At 59.6% G+C, this 14,619-nt stretch carries 15 protein-coding genes; 6 read left to right on the forward strand and 9 right to left on the reverse strand.

Features of this window, described 5'->3' with window-relative positions:
• Positions 1–293 precede the first annotated feature (293 nt).
• From BLX41_RS18410 to BLX41_RS18420, 3 genes are all read right to left on the reverse strand, one after another.
• Entirely contained in the window at positions 294–1,049 is a 756-nt protein-coding gene (locus tag BLX41_RS18410) for a DeoR/GlpR family transcriptional regulator (protein WP_092310986.1), read from the reverse strand.
• A gap of 95 nt (positions 1,050–1,144) precedes the next feature.
• On the reverse strand, positions 1,145–2,650 hold the full coding sequence (gene glpK / locus BLX41_RS18415) for a glycerol kinase GlpK (RefSeq protein ID WP_019093252.1): 1,506 nt from the start codon (positions 2,648–2,650) through the stop codon (positions 1,145–1,147).
• A gap of 76 nt (positions 2,651–2,726) precedes the next feature.
• The gene (locus BLX41_RS18420) at positions 2,727–3,575 is read right to left on the reverse strand and encodes an MIP/aquaporin family protein (protein ID WP_123726044.1); all 849 of its coding nucleotides are present in this window, start codon (positions 3,573–3,575) and stop codon (positions 2,727–2,729) included.
• A gap of 371 nt (positions 3,576–3,946) precedes the next feature.
• Between BLX41_RS18420 and ybaK the strand changes: the two genes are divergently transcribed.
• Complete coding sequence (ybaK, locus tag BLX41_RS18425) at positions 3,947–4,417, forward strand: Cys-tRNA(Pro) deacylase (protein WP_123726045.1); 471 nt, start codon at positions 3,947–3,949, stop codon at positions 4,415–4,417.
• 120 nt (positions 4,418–4,537) lie between these two features.
• Positions 4,538–5,320, forward strand: coding sequence for a PhzF family phenazine biosynthesis protein (locus BLX41_RS18430; RefSeq protein ID WP_123726046.1), 783 nt, complete (start codon positions 4,538–4,540; stop codon positions 5,318–5,320).
• Between the two features lie 76 nt (positions 5,321–5,396).
• Here BLX41_RS18430 and BLX41_RS18435 read toward each other — a convergent pair whose 3' ends face one another.
• Both BLX41_RS18435 and argF read right to left on the reverse strand, forming a co-directional pair.
• Entirely contained in the window at positions 5,397–6,506 is a 1,110-nt protein-coding gene (locus BLX41_RS18435; protein WP_123726047.1) for an ABC transporter ATP-binding protein, read from the reverse strand.
• The gene (argF, locus tag BLX41_RS18440; RefSeq protein WP_123394062.1) at positions 6,503–7,423 is read right to left on the reverse strand and encodes an ornithine carbamoyltransferase; all 921 of its coding nucleotides are present in this window, start codon (positions 7,421–7,423) and stop codon (positions 6,503–6,505) included. The genes BLX41_RS18435 and argF overlap by 4 nt, the downstream gene beginning before the upstream one ends.
• Before the next feature lie 412 nt (positions 7,424–7,835).
• On the opposite strand from argF, the gene BLX41_RS18445 reads away from it, so the two are divergent.
• The 3 genes from BLX41_RS18445 (at position 7,836) to grxD (ending at position 10,804) form a co-directional block, all read left to right on the forward strand.
• Positions 7,836–8,126 (forward strand): hypothetical protein, encoded by a 291-nt coding sequence (locus BLX41_RS18445; RefSeq protein WP_123726048.1) that lies wholly within the window; start codon positions 7,836–7,838, stop codon positions 8,124–8,126.
• A 134-nt stretch (positions 8,127–8,260) separates the two neighbouring features.
• Positions 8,261–10,369, forward strand: a complete 2,109-nt coding sequence (locus BLX41_RS18450) for a molybdopterin oxidoreductase family protein (RefSeq protein ID WP_123726049.1) — start codon at positions 8,261–8,263, stop codon at positions 10,367–10,369.
• A 96-nt stretch (positions 10,370–10,465) separates the two neighbouring features.
• Positions 10,466–10,804 (forward strand): Grx4 family monothiol glutaredoxin, encoded by a 339-nt coding sequence (grxD, locus tag BLX41_RS18455; RefSeq protein ID WP_075121425.1) that lies wholly within the window; start codon positions 10,466–10,468, stop codon positions 10,802–10,804.
• Between the two features lie 82 nt (positions 10,805–10,886).
• Here grxD and bfr read toward each other — a convergent pair whose 3' ends face one another.
• Positions 10,887–11,360 carry a bacterioferritin gene (gene bfr, locus BLX41_RS18460; protein ID WP_025129649.1) on the reverse strand — a complete coding sequence of 158 codons (474 nt, stop codon included), beginning with the start codon at positions 11,358–11,360 and terminating at the stop codon, positions 10,887–10,889.
• Between the two features lie 212 nt (positions 11,361–11,572).
• Entirely contained in the window at positions 11,573–11,791 is a 219-nt protein-coding gene (locus tag BLX41_RS18465) for a bacterioferritin-associated ferredoxin (protein WP_011063112.1), read from the reverse strand.
• 323 nt (positions 11,792–12,114) lie between these two features.
• Between BLX41_RS18465 and BLX41_RS18470 the strand changes: the two genes are divergently transcribed.
• A complete protein-coding gene (locus tag BLX41_RS18470; protein ID WP_007922432.1) occupies positions 12,115–12,717 on the forward strand; it encodes a peroxiredoxin in 603 nt (200 codons plus the stop codon).
• 76 nt (positions 12,718–12,793) lie between these two features.
• Here BLX41_RS18470 and rnt read toward each other — a convergent pair whose 3' ends face one another.
• Positions 12,794–13,465, reverse strand: a complete 672-nt coding sequence (gene rnt / locus BLX41_RS18475; RefSeq protein ID WP_102860482.1) for a ribonuclease T — start codon at positions 13,463–13,465, stop codon at positions 12,794–12,796.
• Positions 13,462–14,508, reverse strand: coding sequence for a dihydroorotase (pyrC, locus tag BLX41_RS18480; RefSeq protein WP_123726050.1), 1,047 nt, complete (start codon positions 14,506–14,508; stop codon positions 13,462–13,464). The genes rnt and pyrC overlap by 4 nt, the downstream gene beginning before the upstream one ends.
• Between the last annotated feature and the right edge of the window lie 111 nt (positions 14,509–14,619).

Here is a 14,619-nt window from a genome sequence, read left to right on the forward strand (position 1 = left end):
GCAAGGTAGAAGTGGGCATCGACAGGCCTCGTGTTACTTTGATATTTGAATTCGAACATTAATGTTCATTTTCGAAAATACTAGCGCATAAAGATCGGCGCATCCAGCGCGCTTCGATTGAAAAAACTGATCGAAGCAGGGCTAAAGGAAAGTTTTCGAACATTATCGAGGAGTAACTGTAGCCGCTGCTGTTGCTTTGGGCTGTAGGGCGGGGATCGGCCGCGGCGATTTCGAAAGCGATGAAGCGTCGAGGCTCGTCGTTCGAGCGCGGCCGGATCCGCAGGGTAGACGGGTCAGACCACTTCGAGGCGGATCTTGTGTTGGTTGAGCAGTTGACTCAGGGCCGGTACCGGTTGCTGGTCGGTGACCAGGCAATCGATCAGGCTGATGGGACCGAGGCGGATCATGGCGTTGCGCCCGAACTTGCTGGAGTCGGCGGCGAGGATCACTTGCCGGGCGTTGGCGATGATCGCCTGGGATACCCGCACTTCCTGATAGTCGAAGTCCAGCAGGCTGCCGTCCTCGTCGATGCCGCTGATGCCCACCAGGGCGAAGTCGACCTTGAACTGGTTGATGAAGTCGACGCTGGCCTGGCCGACCACGCCGCCGTCACGGCGGACATTGCCGCCAGTGAGCAGCACATCGAAATCATCCTTGGCGCTGAGCATCGAGGCCACGTGCAGGTTGTTGGTGATGATCTTCAGGTGGCTGTGGTTGAGCAGGGCGCGGGCGATGGATTCGGTAGTGGTGCCGATATTGATGAACAGCGAGGCGTGATCGGGGATCTGCGCGGCAACGGCTTCGCCGATGCGTTGCTTTTCGTCGCGCATCTGGTCGGCACGCATGGCGTAGGCGGTGTTTTCGACGCTGGAATCATAGGCTGCGCCACCGTGATAGCGGCGCAGCAGATTGGCTTCCGCCAGCTGATTGATATCGCGGCGGATGGTTTGCGGAGTCACAACGAACAGCTGGGCCAATTCCTCGATGCTGACGTAACCGCGTTCGCGGACCAGATCGAGGATTTGTTGCTGACGGGGAGGCAGATTCATGGGGCTTCCTTTGGGCTGCCGTGCAAAATTTGCCCATGATGCCGCAGGAATCCCCTCCCTACCAGTTACAAGCAGTTACCAATCCACGGCTTGGCTTATTTGGCCTCGTCGTGGGGTTCCCAGTCGCGGGTGCGGCTGACGGCCTTCTTCCAGCCCGCGTACAGGCCTTCTTTTTCCGCTTCAGCCAGTTGCGGTTCGAACTCGCGCTCGATCACGGCCTTGCCCCGCAGTTCTTCCAGGCTACCCCAGAAACCGCAGGCCAGGCCTGCCAGGTAGGCCGCGCCCAGGGCTGTGGTTTCGCGCATTTGCGGGCGTTCAACCTGAGTACCGAGAATGTCCGCCTGGAATTGCATGAGGAAGTTGTTGGCTACTGCGCCGCCGTCCACCCGCAGGGCTTTCAGGCGTTCGCCGGAATCCTGCTGCATGGCGTCGAGCACGTCGCGGGTCTGATAGGCAATGGATTCCAGGGCGGCGCGGATGATGTGGTCCACGCGCACGCCACGGGTCAGGCCAAACAGTGCGCCACGGGCATAAGGGTCCCAGTAGGGAGCACCCAGGCCGGTGAAGGCCGGTACCAGGTACACACCGTTGCTGTCCTTGACCTTGCCGGCGAAGTATTCAGTGTCATGGGCGTCGTTGATGATTTTCAGCTCATCACGCAGCCACTGCACAGTGGAGCCGCCGTTGAATACTGCGCCTTCCAGGGCATAGGCCACTTCACCGCGGGGGCCGCAGGCGATGGTGGTGAGCATGCCGTGCTGGGATTTCACCGCCTTGTCGCCGGTGTTCATCAGCAGGAAGCAGCCGGTGCCGTAGGTGTTCTTGGCCTGGCCCGGCTCTACGCACATCTGGCCGAACAGCGCGGCCTGCTGGTCGCCGGCGATGCCGCCGATGGCGATGCCACTTTTGGTGCGGCCATAGATTTCCGACGAGGACTTCACTTCTGGGAGCATTTCCCGCGGGATGTCCAGCACTTCCAGCATCTTCGCGTCCCACTCCAGGGTGTGGATGTTGAAGAGCATGGTGCGCGAGGCGTTGGTGTAGTCGGTGACGTGGGTCTTGCCACCGGTGAATTTCCAGATCAACCAGCTGTCGATGGTGCCGAACAGCAACTCGCCGTTGCGGGCGCGTTCGCGGCTGCCTTCGACGTTGTCGAGGATCCATTTGAGCTTGGTGCCGGAGAAGTAGGGGTCGGTGACCAGGCCGGTGGTTTCGCGGATGTAGTCTTCCAGGCCGTCGCGCTTGAGTTGCTGGCAGATCTCGGTGCTACGGCGGCACTGCCAGACAATGGCGTTGTAGATCGGGCGGCCGGTGTTCTTGTCCCAGACGACGGTGGTTTCACGCTGGTTGGTGATGCCGATGGCGGCCACCTGATCGTGATGCAGGCCGGCCTGTGCCAGGGCCTCCACCATCACCGCGCTCTGGGTGGCAAAGATTTCCATTGGGTCATGTTCGACCCAGCCGGCCTGTGGGTAATGCTGGGCGAATTCACGCTGGGCAGTGCAGACCACGTTGGCATCGCGGTCGAAAATGATCGCCCGGGAGCTGGTCGTACCCTGATCAAGGGCAATGATGTAGTTCTTATTCTGAATGTCGGTCATGTCGATTGCCTTGGACGAAATAAGGGAGTGGAAACAGGCGCGTGATCGATGTGGGCAGGATCACGCGCCGCGAGATTCAAGAAACTTTGACTTTGCCATCTACGGCCGGTTCGGCCTCGGAGGCAGCGACAGCGCTGGGCAGATGCCGGGCAATCAGCCCGCGATAGGCCGCAGCACCGAGGCAGGCACCCAGGATCGGGGCAAAGATCGGTACCAGGAAATACGGAATGTCACGGCCGCCGGTGAAGGAGATTTCACCCCAGCCAGTCACGAACGTCATCAGTTTAGGGCCGAAGTCCCGTGCCGGGTTCATGGCGAAGCCGGTCAGCGGACCCATTGCGCTGCCGATCACGGCAATCAGCAGGCCGATCAGCAGCGGCGCCATCGGGCCGCGAGGCAGGCCGTTGTTGTCATCGGTCAGGGACATGATCACCCCCATGAGAATCGCGGTGATCACCACTTCCACCAGGAACGCCTGGGCAGTGGACAGCGCCGGGTTGGGGAAGGTGGAGAACACCGAGGCCAGTTCCAGGCTGGCCTGGGAGCCACGGATCATCTGGTGGGCTTGTTCGAAATCGAAGAATAGATTGCTGTACAGCGTGTAAACCAACAGCGCCGCGCAGAAGGCGCCGGCGACCTGGGCCAGGATGTAGAACGGCAGTTTGCGTTTTTCAAAGTCGGCGAACAGGCACAGGGCGATGCTAACAGCCGGATTCAGGTGAGCGCCGGAGACCCCGGCGGTCAGGTAGATCGCCATGCTCACGCCGATCCCCCAGATGATGCTGATTTCCCACAGGCCGAAGCTGGCACCCGCGACCTTGAGCGCGGCGACACAACCGGTTCCGAAGAAGATCAATAGTGCAGTACCCAGGAACTCGGCCATGCATTGGCCCGATAGCGACGGTTGTTGCAGAGCAGTTGTCATTGTGAACCTCGATTTTTGTTGTTGTCTGGCGCTGCTGCAAAAGGCATGGAGCGCGACTTCCAACGAAGACGGAATCCCCATTCCGGCCTCGTCTTGCTACTGGGTGCAACGTTGGATCTACCGCAGGATATTCAGAAACGAAAAAATATAGACAAGAAACACCGCTGTCAAAGGTCGAAAGTGAACGAGTGGTCATTTTATAGATATCAATCAAATGAATGATCCTGGGTAGCAGTCTCGGGGGTGACAGAGGCTGCTGCGCTGGCAGCTACGAGAGGCGGTTATCAAGGCCTGGAATAGAGCCTTTTGCTGATGAATGACCTAAAATTCGCCCGCTTGGTTTTACCTTTCCGTCCCCCCTTGGAGCTGCCATGACCCCTGCACTGGACCTGCTGAAAAAAGTTCGCGCCGAACATCGCATCCACAGTTACGAACATGACCCCAAGGCTGCGTCCTACGGCCTGGAGGCGGCAGAGAAGCTCAATCTCGATCCGGCGCAAGTGTTCAAGACCTTGCTGGCCTGCAGTGAAAAGGGCGAATTGCTGGTGGCGGTGGTGCCGGTCGTCGGAAGTCTTGACTTGAAGGCCCTGGCCCAGGCGGCTGGGGTCAAGAAAGCCGAAATGGCCGACCCGGCCGCGGCCCAGCGTGCCACCGGTTATCTGCTGGGAGGCATCAGTCCGCTGGGGCAGAAGAAACGACTGCGGACCTTTATCGACAACAGTGCCCAGCCGTTGGCCAGTATTTTCGTCAGTGCCGGTCGCCGTGGCCTGGAAGTGGAGTTGGCTGCAGCCGTGTTGGCCGAGCACACCCAGGCGAAGTTCGCCGACATCGGTCGTCCTTGAACCCAGGCGTCGGCAGCGGCTCGGGCCGCTGCTGTATGGCGGAAAATCTTCCCTTCTGTGTCTGTCGGGTTCCTTGTTCCGGGACTCATGCTTGCGGCCGACTATCCAAGGAGAACGGTGATGCCGCTTGAGTTCCAGCAGATCGATGCCTTCAGTGACCGACCCTTCGCCGGCAATCCAGCCATGGTTTACCGGCTTGATGCGTGGCTTGACGATGCGCTGATGCAGCGGATCGCTGCCGAGCACAACCTGGCGGAAACCGCTTTTGTGGTGCGTGAGGCGCAAGGCTGGCGAATTCGCTGGTTTACTCCGACCACCGAAGTGCCCCTGTGCGGGCACGCCACCCTGGCCAGTGCCTTTGTGTTGTTCGAGGTCTATGGCGAGCGGACGCAGCGCATCGATTTTCAGAGCCGTTCCGGGCCCTTGAGTGTCACCCGTGAAGACGGGCTGCTATGGCTTGATTTCCCTTTGCGCAGCCCCCGCAGCCAGGCAGGGCTGGAGGAGGTGGCGCGGATACTGGGCGCCCGAGTCGTCGAGTTGCAGAGCGCCAATGAGCTGTTGGCGGTGCTGGAGTCGGAGCAGGCGGTGCGTGATTGCCGGCCGGATATGGCGGAACTGGCGAAATTGCCCTGGCCTGGAGTGATCGTCACTGCGCGTGGGGACCGGCATGACTTTGTTTCGCGGTATTTTGCCCCGGCCATTGGCATCGATGAGGACCCGGTGACCGGTTCGACCCATTGCTGCCTGACGCCTTACTGGGTACGGCAATTGGATAAGCAGCAGTTGAGCGCTTATCAGTGTTCGGCGCGAGGTGGAGCGTTGTTCTGTCGGTTAGAGGGAGAGCGGGTGAAGATCGGTGGCCATGCTCGACTGATTGCCAGCGGGCAGTTGCATCTGGAATGACGGTGCCGGGTGTTTCGCCGGCAAGCCGGCTCCTGCAGTGCGCTGTTGTAGGAGCTGGCTTGTCGGCGAAGGCGGCTCAATGCGCGCTGCTGTAGCGGCGCACTCCTGAATCGCTGTGCGGAATCTGCGCCGCGGTGCTGCCCGAGGCCTGGAACAGCACCAAGTGTTCTGCAGCGACCCGAATGCCCACATCCGCTCCCACTTGATGGTCGGCATGGCTGGGGAAGATCGATTCCAGCTGGCTGCCGGTTGGCAGTTGCAGGCGATACAGGGTCGAGGCGCCGAGGAAGGTCTTGCCGACGATCCGTGCTTTCAGGGCGCTGTCCGGTGCATAGACGATATCGTCGGGGCGCAGCAGTACGTCCACCGCCCCACCTGCCGGCCAGGTGTAGGCCCGGTTGCCCTGCAGCACACCCAGTTCGGTCTGCACCGATTCCGGGCTGCTCAACTGGCCACGAATGAAGTAGCCCTGGCCAATGAAGCTGGCGACAAAGGGCGTCTGCGGTTCGTGATAGAGGTTGTAGGGCGTATCCCACTGTTCCAGGCGACCTTCCTTGAACACCCCGACCTGATCGCTCACGGCAAAGGCTTCTTCCTGGTCGTGGGTGACCAGGATTGCACTGGTACCCCGAGCCTTGAGGATGTCGCGCACTTCATGGCTGAGCTTGCGGCGCAGTTCACCATCGAGGTTGGAGAAGGGTTCGTCCAGCAACAGCAGTTGTGGTTCCGGCGCCAGGGCACGGGCCAGGGCTACTCGCTGCTGTTGGCCGCCAGACAGCTCGTGGGGGAAGCGCTGACCGAGGTTCTTCAGGTTGACCAGTTCCAGCAATTCAGCGACCACCCGGTCTTTCTGCGGGTGCTTGCGGATGCCGAAGGCAATGTTGTCCGCCACACACAGATGTGGGAACAGGGCGTAGTCCTGGAACACCATGCCGATCCGACGTTTCTCCGGCGCCAGGGTGAAGCCGGCACTGGAGATGGTTTCTCCGGCCAACTGGATCTCGCCCTCGTGTACGGGCTCGAATCCGGCAATGGCCCGCAGGGTGGTGGTCTTGCCGCAGCCGGATGAGCCCAGCAGGCAACCGATATCACCGGCATTGAGGTGCAGATTGAGGTTTTGCACCACTCGTTGGTCCTGATAGCCGCATGCCAGATTGCGCAGGTTCAGCAGTAATGGCTGGCTCATGCGTGGTGGTACGCCGGCTCGACGAGAAACTCGAGCAGGGCCTTTTGTGCATGGAGACGGTTTTCCGCCTGGTCCCAGGCTACCGAGCGTGGGTCATCCAGCAGGTCGAGGCTGATTTCCTCGCCACGGTGGGCGGGCAGGCAATGCATGAACAATACGTCCGGCGCTGCCAGGTCGAGCAGGGCGCGGTTCACCTGGAATGGTGCGAACAGCTTGAGGCGCTTGGCGGTTTCCTCTTCCTGACCCATGGAGGTCCAGACGTCGGTGCTCACCAGGTGGGCGCCTGTCACCGCTTCGCGAGGATCGCGGACGATGGTCACGCGATCGCCGGCCAGGGCGACAAATTCCGGGTTCGGCTCGTAGCCCTCAGGGCAAGCGATGCGCAGTTGGAAATCGAACTGCATGGCCGCTTCTATATAGCTGTTGCACATGTTGTTGCCATCGCCGATCCAGGCCACGGTCTTGCCCTGGATCGAGCCGCGATGTTCAAGGAAGGTCTGCATGTCCGCCAACAGCTGGCAGGGGTGCAGGTCATCGGACAGGCCGTTGATCACCGGTACCCGGGAATTGGCCGCAAATTCGGTCAGGGTGCTATGGGCAAAGGTGCGGATCATCACCGCGTCGAGCATGCGCGACATGACGATGGCGCAGTCGCCGATGGGCTCGCCGCGTCCCAGTTGGGTATCCCGTGGCGAAAGGAAGATGGCCTGGCCGCCCAGTTGGATCATGCCGGCTTCGAAAGACAGTCGGGTACGGGTCGACGACTTCTCGAAAATCATGCCGAGCACACGATTTTTCAAGGGCTCGAAGAGTACGCCGCGGTTACGCAGGTCCTTCAGCTCGATGCCTCGACGAATCACACTGACCAGCTCTTCGGGCGTGCAATCCATCAGGGAGAGAAAGTGCCTTGCGCTCATCATTAACTACCTTTTTGCAACGGACCGCAGATTCTCAAAGCCTTGTTTAATCGAACAACGGGCTGGACCTGCGGCGAAAGCCGCACGGGGCGACGAAATAGGGGAAGGCGCGATCTTATAATTAAATGTCGCGTCTTACCAATAGTGCTACGGCGATTATGGGCATGAGAGGTCAGGACGCGATTGCGCTGACGCTTTTGAGACCAGTTTCCAGACAGCAGCCGGGCATTTGTACACTGCCCCGACGCGCCTTGGCAATCCAGTGGGGCGCCGGCTGTACGCTTGCAGTCGTTTTCTGACCTGTGGGCCGAGATCGCTGTCCTGGGCATTTTGAGGGTCGCCAACCTGAAACATTTCCTAATGCAAAGTGCTGAGGTTATAAAGGCGAATCTGCGGCAGGGACAGGTGTGCGATGGAGTCCAAGGAGCAACAACTGATGACGCTGTTGGGGCTCACGGCCCGGGCGCTCACTGACATGACGGCCTCAATGACTGCGTTTTCTTTCGAATTGCTGCGCAGTGAGGATCCCGTGACCCGTGCTGCCGCACGCAAGATGGTCGATCGAATGATGACCCTCAGCGCCGGTCTGGATGAGCATTGGCGATTGCTGGCCGAGCTGTCGGGAGGCTATGCCGAGCAGGGGCCCATAGACTCCACGGCGCAAGTCTCAATGGATGGCCCGCCGCGCTTGCCACCGAACTGACAGCACAGATCATGGCTGGGGCTGATGGCCCTGAATTCATGGGACGAACGTCGCTGGTGTCGGCAGAGGTCAGCCGCCATAGTTTTTGCTTCCTGCGGCCCCTACGGGTCGCCTTCAAACAATAGAGACTGGCCATGACCAAGACTCTCCATCACCGTGCCTGCCACCTGTGCGAAGCGATCTGCGGCCTGACCCTGGAAATCACCGAGGAAGAGGGCCGCGGACCGCGCATTACCTCGATCAAGGGGGATGCTCAGGACAGCTTCAGCCGCGGCCACATCTGCCCCAAGGCCGTGGCCCTGCAGGATATTCAGAATGACCCCGATCGCCTGCGTCAGCCGGTGCGGCGCGTGGGCAATGAATGGCAGTCGATCGAGTGGGACGAGGCCTTCGCCCTGGTAGCCGAAAGGCTGGCGAGCATCCAGCAGCGCCATGGCAATAACGCAGTGGCGACCTATCAGGGCAACCCCAGCGTTCACAACTACGGGCTGATGACCCACAGCAACTACTTTCTTGGCCAGCTCAAGACCCGTAACCGCTTCTCGGCGACGTCGGTCGACCAGTTGCCCCAGCACCTGACCAGCTACCTGATGTATGGCCACGGTCTGCTGCTGCCGATTCCGGACATCGATCACACCGACTTCATGCTGATCCTCGGCGGCAATCCCTTGGCGTCCAACGGCAGCATCATGACGGTGCCGGACGTGGAAAAGCGCTTGAAGGCAATCCAGGCTCGTGGTGGCAAGGTGGTGGTGGTCGATCCTCGGCGCAGTGAAACGGCGGCCATGGCCGATCAGCACCTGTTCGTTCGTCCTGGAGGCGATGTGGCTTTGCTGTTTGGTCTGTTGAACACGATTTTTGAGGAAGGGCCGATTCGCGGCAGTCATCTGCAGGTCGATGGATTGGCAGAGGTGCGCCAGGCGATTTCCCGCTTCACCGCAGAAGCCATGAGCCCGCTGTGTGCGATTCCGGCGCAGCAGATCCGGCAGTTGGCCCGGGAGTTCGCCTCGGCGGACCGAGCGGTCTGCTATGGGCGCATGGGGGTTTCGACCCAAGCCTTCGGTACGTTGTGCCATTGGTTGCTGCAACTGCTCAACCTGGTCACCGGCAACCTTGACCGGGTAGGCGGGGCCCTGTGTACCGAGCCGGCAGTGGATCTGGTGGCGGCGACTTCGGGCGGTCATTTCAACGTTTGGCAGAGTCGGGTCTCCGGGCTTCCGGAGTATGGCGGCGAGCTGCCTGTGTCAGCCCTGGCCGAAGAGATGCTCACCGAGGGCGAAGGGCAGGTTCGGGCATTGATCACCGTGGCGGGCAACCCGGTTTTGTCCACGCCCAATGGTCGGCAGTTGGAGCAGGCCCTGGACGGGTTGGAGTTCATGCTCAGCATCGACTTGTACATCAATGAAACGACCCGTTATGCCGACCTGATCCTGCCGTCCACCTCGGCCCTGGAGAATGATCACTACGACACCACCTTCAATTTGTTCGCGGTGCGCAACATCAGTCGCTTCAACCGGGCGATCCTGCCCAAGCCTGCGGGCGCGCTGCATGACTGGGAGATCTTTGTCGGCCTGGCCAAGGCGTTTGCCGCGAGAACCGAACAGCCGCTGAAACCGACCATCCCCCCTGCGCAGATGATCGACATGGGGTTGCGAGCCGGTGCCTACGGCGACGCCTCGCCGCTCAAACTGTCCTTGGCAACGCTGGAGCAGCATCCTCATGGTATTGATCTGGGGGCGCTGCAGCCGAATCTGGCGGCACGCTTGAAAACCGAGAATCGACGGATCCAGGCGGCACCAGCAGCGATCATGGCGGATCTGGCGCGGTTTGCCGCCTTGAGTGTGCCGCCGTTGGATGAGTTGCTGCTGATTGGCCGTCGCCATGTGCGCAGCAACAACTCGTGGATGCACAACTATCACCGCCTGGTGAAGGGCAAGCCCCGTCACCAGTTGCTGATGCATCCGGACGACCTGGCTAGCCGCGGGCTGAATGACGGTCAGTGGGTGCGAATCAGCTCTCGGGTCGGTGCGGTGGAGGTAGAGGTGCTGGCCAGCAGTGAAATGATGCCTGGGGTGGTGAGCTTGCCCCATGGCTGGGGGCATGGGCGGCCAGGGGTGCAGATGAACATTGCCATGGAGCAGCCCGGTTGCAGCGCCAATGACCTGACCGATGAGCGTCAGCTCGACGCGTTGTCCGGGAATGCGGCTTTGAACGGAGTGCCGGTCAAGGTGGAAGCCGCCTGAGATGTCTGTCGGAGAGGCCGAGCAGGGCGCTCAGGATTCCGTTACAATGCGCCACCGTGCCGACAACAGCGTCGGAAAGTTCAGCCGAGGTGTTCCATGGATATCATCGAAACTATTAAAGAGCAGATTGCCAACAACACCATTCTGCTTTACATGAAAGGCTCGCCGAATGCCCCTCAGTGTGGCTTCTCCGCGAAAGCCGCTCAGGCCGTAATGGGCTGTGGTGAGAAGTTCGCTTATGTGGACATCCTGCAGAACCCGGAAATTCGCGCCAACCTGCCCAAGTACGCCAACTGGCCAACCTTCCCACAGCTGTGGGTGGCGGGTGAGCTGGTCGGCGGTAGCGATATCATGGCTGAGATGTTTGCCAACGGTGAGTTGCAGACTCTGATCAAGGACGCAGCCGAAAAAGCCGCGGCCAAGACTGAAGCCTGACGCGAATATATCCGCTTAATAAAAAGCCCCGCCTCTCTTTCGAGGGCGGGGCTTTTTTATGGCTTGAGTATTACGAGTTAAGTTACTCGTCACCCATTTGCGATTGCAGATAGTTCTCGATACCGACTTTATCGATCAGGCCCAACTGGGTTTCCAGCCAGTCGATATGTTCTTCTTCGGATTCAAGAATATCTTCCAGCAGTTCGCGGCTGCCAAAGTCGCTCACCGATTCACAATGGGCGATGGCTGCCTTGAGGTCCGCATGGCCGGTGCGTTCGATACGCAGGTCGCACTCGAGCATTTCCTTGGTGTGTTCGCCAATATGCAGCTTGCCCAGGTCCTGAACGTTCGGCAGGCCTTCGAGGAAGAGGATGCGCTTGATCAGCTTGTCCGCATGCTTCATCTCGTCGATGGACTCGTGGTACTCGTGCTTGCCCAGCTTGTTCAGGCCCCAATCTTCATACATGCGTGCATGCAGGAAGTACTGATTGATCGCGACCAGTTCATTGGCAAGGATTTTATTGAGATGCTGGATGACTGTAATGTCGCCTTTCATGATGGGGTCCTGCCCTTTAATTAGTGGAATAAGGGCAGAGTCTGAGCCGCGCAAACATTACTGTCAAACCTAAGTTATTGAATAATATATGAAAATTAATCGGAATAAGAATGTTTGTGTTCCGCGTTTTGACCCTAAGCGATTGAATTACAGGCATAAAAAAACCGGACGCTAGGTCCGGTTGTTTAAAACAGTGCGATTTATTCGAAAATTCAAGCGACATTAAATTCCACGGGATAGGGAATTGCCGCCTGGCTACTCTGCAGTTCGGTCAGTGTCTCGCGGACCACTTGCTTGGCCAGGCATGCGCATTTACCGCATTGGCTGGCGACGCCGGTCGCCTGACGCACTTCGCGGTAGCTGCAGCAACCTTCATAGATGGCTTCGCGAATTTGTCCGTCGGTGACACCGGTGCAGAGGCAGACATACATAGGATGAGAACCGTCGCTGGTTAGGGCTCAATTGCGATGGATCTTAATGTTAACGAGAATGATTGTCAAAGTGGTTTCGGCTGCCTTTGTTGCAGTTTCCTTCCAGAGTGACGAACGGTTTTGTTCGCGATAGTGACAGATGATTCGCATTTTCCGCTTTATGAGCCAGGGTGACGAAAAACCGTTAAGGACAGCTCAAAAACGCGGTGTATGATGGTCGGTCCTTGCGAAGCGGGGTCAGGTCACGGAGCTGTCGCATCCGCGTGGCAGACTCAAGGCCAATCCCCTTCTTCTATTACTACGTCCACACCAGGAGATATCCAATGAGCGTACTCGTAGGCAAACAAGCCCCTGACTTCACCGTACCGGCCGTTCTCGGCAATGGCGAAATCGTCGACAGCTTCACCCTGTCCTCGGCCATCAAAGGCAAATACGGCCTGGTGTTCTTCTACCCACTGGATTTCACCTTCGTTTGCCCGTCCGAGCTGATCGCCCTGGACCACCGCATGGCTGACTTCAAGGCACGTAACGTGGAAGTGATCGCTGTTTCGATCGACTCGCACTTCACTCACAACGCCTGGCGCAACACCCCGATCAATGCCGGCGGCATCGGTCAGGTTCAATACATCATGGCTGCTGACATGAAGCACGATATCGCCAAGGCCTACGACGTTGAGTCCGAAGGCGGCGTGGCTTTCCGTGGCGCGTTCCTGATCGACGACAAAGGCGTTGTCCGTTCGCAGATCGTCAACGACCTGCCACTGGGCCGTAACATGGAAGAGCTGATCCGTCTGGTCGATGCTCTGCAATTCCACGAAGAGCACGGCGAAGTCTGCCCTGCCAACTGGAAAAAAGGCGACAAAGGCATGACCGCTTCGCCAGAAGGTGTTGCCGCTTACCTGAGCGAGAACGCTGGCAAGCTGTAAGCCTGGCGTCACGCATAAAAAAACCGGCCTCAGGGCCGGTTTTTTTATGCAGGCAATCCACCCGACGAAGAATGAATCAGTCGTCGAAATCCTGCCAGCCGCCCATTTGCTTCCAGCGGTTGACGATGCCGCAGAACAGCTCGGCAGTCTTCTCGGTGTCGTAGCGGGCCGAGTGAGCCTCGCGACCGTCGAAGTCGATATCCGCACTCTGACAGGCTTTGGCCAAAACGGTCTGCCCATAAGCCAGGCCAGCCAGGGTGGCGGTGTCGAAGCTGGAGAACGGGTGGAACGGATTGCGCTTCATATCCAGGCGCGCCACAGCGGCGTTGAGGAAGCCCAGGTCGAAACTGCTGTTGTGGCCCACCAGGATGGCGCGTTTGCAGCCATTGGCCTTCAGCGCCTTGCGCACCCCACGGAAAATATCGGTCAGGGCCGTTTCCTCGCTGACAGCCATGCGCAGCGGGTGGTCGAGCTTGATCCCGGTAAACTCCAGGGCAGCAGCTTCGATGTTCGCGCCTTCAAAAGGCTCGACTCGGAAGAAATAGGTGTGCTCCGGGAACACGAAGCCTTTTTCGTCCATGCCGATCGTGGTTGCGGCAATTTCCAGCAGGGCGTCGGTGGCCGAGTTGAAGCCGCCGGTTTCAACGTCGACGACTACCGGCAGGTAACCGCGAAAGCGCGCTGCCATCGGGTGCCGAGGGCCGCCGCCGTTACCTTCTTGTTCGTCGTCGAAATGGTCGTCACTCACGAGTGATCCTCCAGCAGGCGCCAGCGCAGTTTTTCACCGGCGCGCAGCGGAATGACAGTCAGCTCACCGAACGGCAGGCTGGCGGGGGCGGTCCATTCTTCACGAACCAGGGTGATGCGATCGGTGTTGGCCGGCAAGCCGTAGAAGCGCGGGCCGTTGAGGCTGGCAAAGGCTTCCAGTTTATCCAGGGCATTGCGCTGTTCGAACGCTTCGGCATACAGCTCGATGGCGGCATAGGCGCTATAGCAGCCTGCGCAACCACAAGCGGCTTCCTTGGCGTGCTGGGCGTGAGGCGCCGAGTCAGTGCCGAGGAAGAACTTCTCGCTGCCACTGGTGGCCGCATCCAGCAGCGCTTCCTGATGGGTGTTGCGCTTGAGAATCGGCAGGCAATAGAAGTGCGGGCGAATACCGCCCACCAGCATGTGGTTGCGGTTGTACAGCAGGTGGTGTGCGGTGATGGTTGCGCCAACGTTGGCCGAAGCCTCCTTGACGAACTGCACGGCCTCACCGGTGGTGATGTGTTCGAACACCACTTTCAGGCTGGGGAAACGCTCGACCACGCGACGCATATGCTCGTCGATGAAGATCTTTTCGCGGTCGAAGACGTCGACGTCGCCGCGGGTCACTTCACCGTGGATCAGCAGCGGCAGGCCAACTTCGGCCATCGCTTCGAGCACCGGGAATATCTTGTCGATGCTGGTCACGCCCGAGTCCGAGTTGGTGGTCGCACCGGCCGGGTACAGTTTGGCGGCGTGCACGAAACCGCTGGCCTTGGCCGCGCGGATCTCGTCCGGCTGGGTGCGGTCGGTCAGGTAGAGCACCATCAGCGGCTCGAAGCGGCTGCCGGCCGGGCGCGCAGCTAGAATACGCTGGCGATAGGCGTCGGCTTCCGCGGCGTTGCGCACCGGAGGTACCAGGTTGGGCATGATGATGGCGCGGCCAAAGGTGCGCGCGACATCTGCGACTGTATTGGGCAACACGGCACCATCGCGAAGATGAATATGCCAGTCGTCGGGACGCAGCAGGGTCAGGCGGTCGGACATTGGAGGTTCCAGGCGGGTAAAACTCGGGGGAATGCTACCGGAAAAGACTCTTCCAGGCACTCGCTATCAAGTTTTGCGACGAGCAACCGATATCCCGAAGGTATGGCGTAT

This window comes from Pseudomonas protegens, assembly GCF_003732485.1.
GTDB classification, from domain to species: domain Bacteria; phylum Pseudomonadota; class Gammaproteobacteria; order Pseudomonadales; family Pseudomonadaceae; genus Aquipseudomonas; species Aquipseudomonas protegens_B.

Bases quoted from the DNA above. Each gene is read 5' to 3' on its own strand.
- BLX41_RS18435 (WP_123726047.1), bottom strand. From the start codon at position 6,506: ATGAGCCAGCCATTACTGCTGAACCTGCGCAATCTGGCATGCGGCTAT.
- glpK (WP_019093252.1), bottom strand. From the start codon at position 2,650: ATGACCGACATTCAGAATAAGAACTACATCATTGCCCTTGATCAGGGT.
- BLX41_RS18410 (WP_092310986.1), bottom strand. From the start codon at position 1,049: ATGAATCTGCCTCCCCGTCAGCAACAAATCCTCGATCTGGTCCGCGAA.
- BLX41_RS18450 (WP_123726049.1), top strand. From the start codon at position 8,261: ATGACCAAGACTCTCCATCACCGTGCCTGCCACCTGTGCGAAGCGATC.
- BLX41_RS18445 (WP_123726048.1), top strand. From the start codon at position 7,836: ATGGAGTCCAAGGAGCAACAACTGATGACGCTGTTGGGGCTCACGGCC.
- bfr (WP_025129649.1), bottom strand. From the start codon at position 11,360: ATGAAAGGCGACATTACAGTCATCCAGCATCTCAATAAAATCCTTGCC.
- pyrC (WP_123726050.1), bottom strand. From the start codon at position 14,508: ATGTCCGACCGCCTGACCCTGCTGCGTCCCGACGACTGGCATATTCAT.
- grxD (WP_075121425.1), top strand. From the start codon at position 10,466: ATGGATATCATCGAAACTATTAAAGAGCAGATTGCCAACAACACCATT.
- BLX41_RS18470 (WP_007922432.1), top strand. From the start codon at position 12,115: ATGAGCGTACTCGTAGGCAAACAAGCCCCTGACTTCACCGTACCGGCC.
- BLX41_RS18465 (WP_011063112.1), bottom strand. From the start codon at position 11,791: ATGTATGTCTGCCTCTGCACCGGTGTCACCGACGGACAAATTCGCGAA.
- BLX41_RS18430 (WP_123726046.1), top strand. From the start codon at position 4,538: ATGCCGCTTGAGTTCCAGCAGATCGATGCCTTCAGTGACCGACCCTTC.
- BLX41_RS18420 (WP_123726044.1), bottom strand. From the start codon at position 3,575: ATGACAACTGCTCTGCAACAACCGTCGCTATCGGGCCAATGCATGGCC.
- argF (WP_123394062.1), bottom strand. From the start codon at position 7,423: ATGAGCGCAAGGCACTTTCTCTCCCTGATGGATTGCACGCCCGAAGAG.
- ybaK (WP_123726045.1), top strand. From the start codon at position 3,947: ATGACCCCTGCACTGGACCTGCTGAAAAAAGTTCGCGCCGAACATCGC.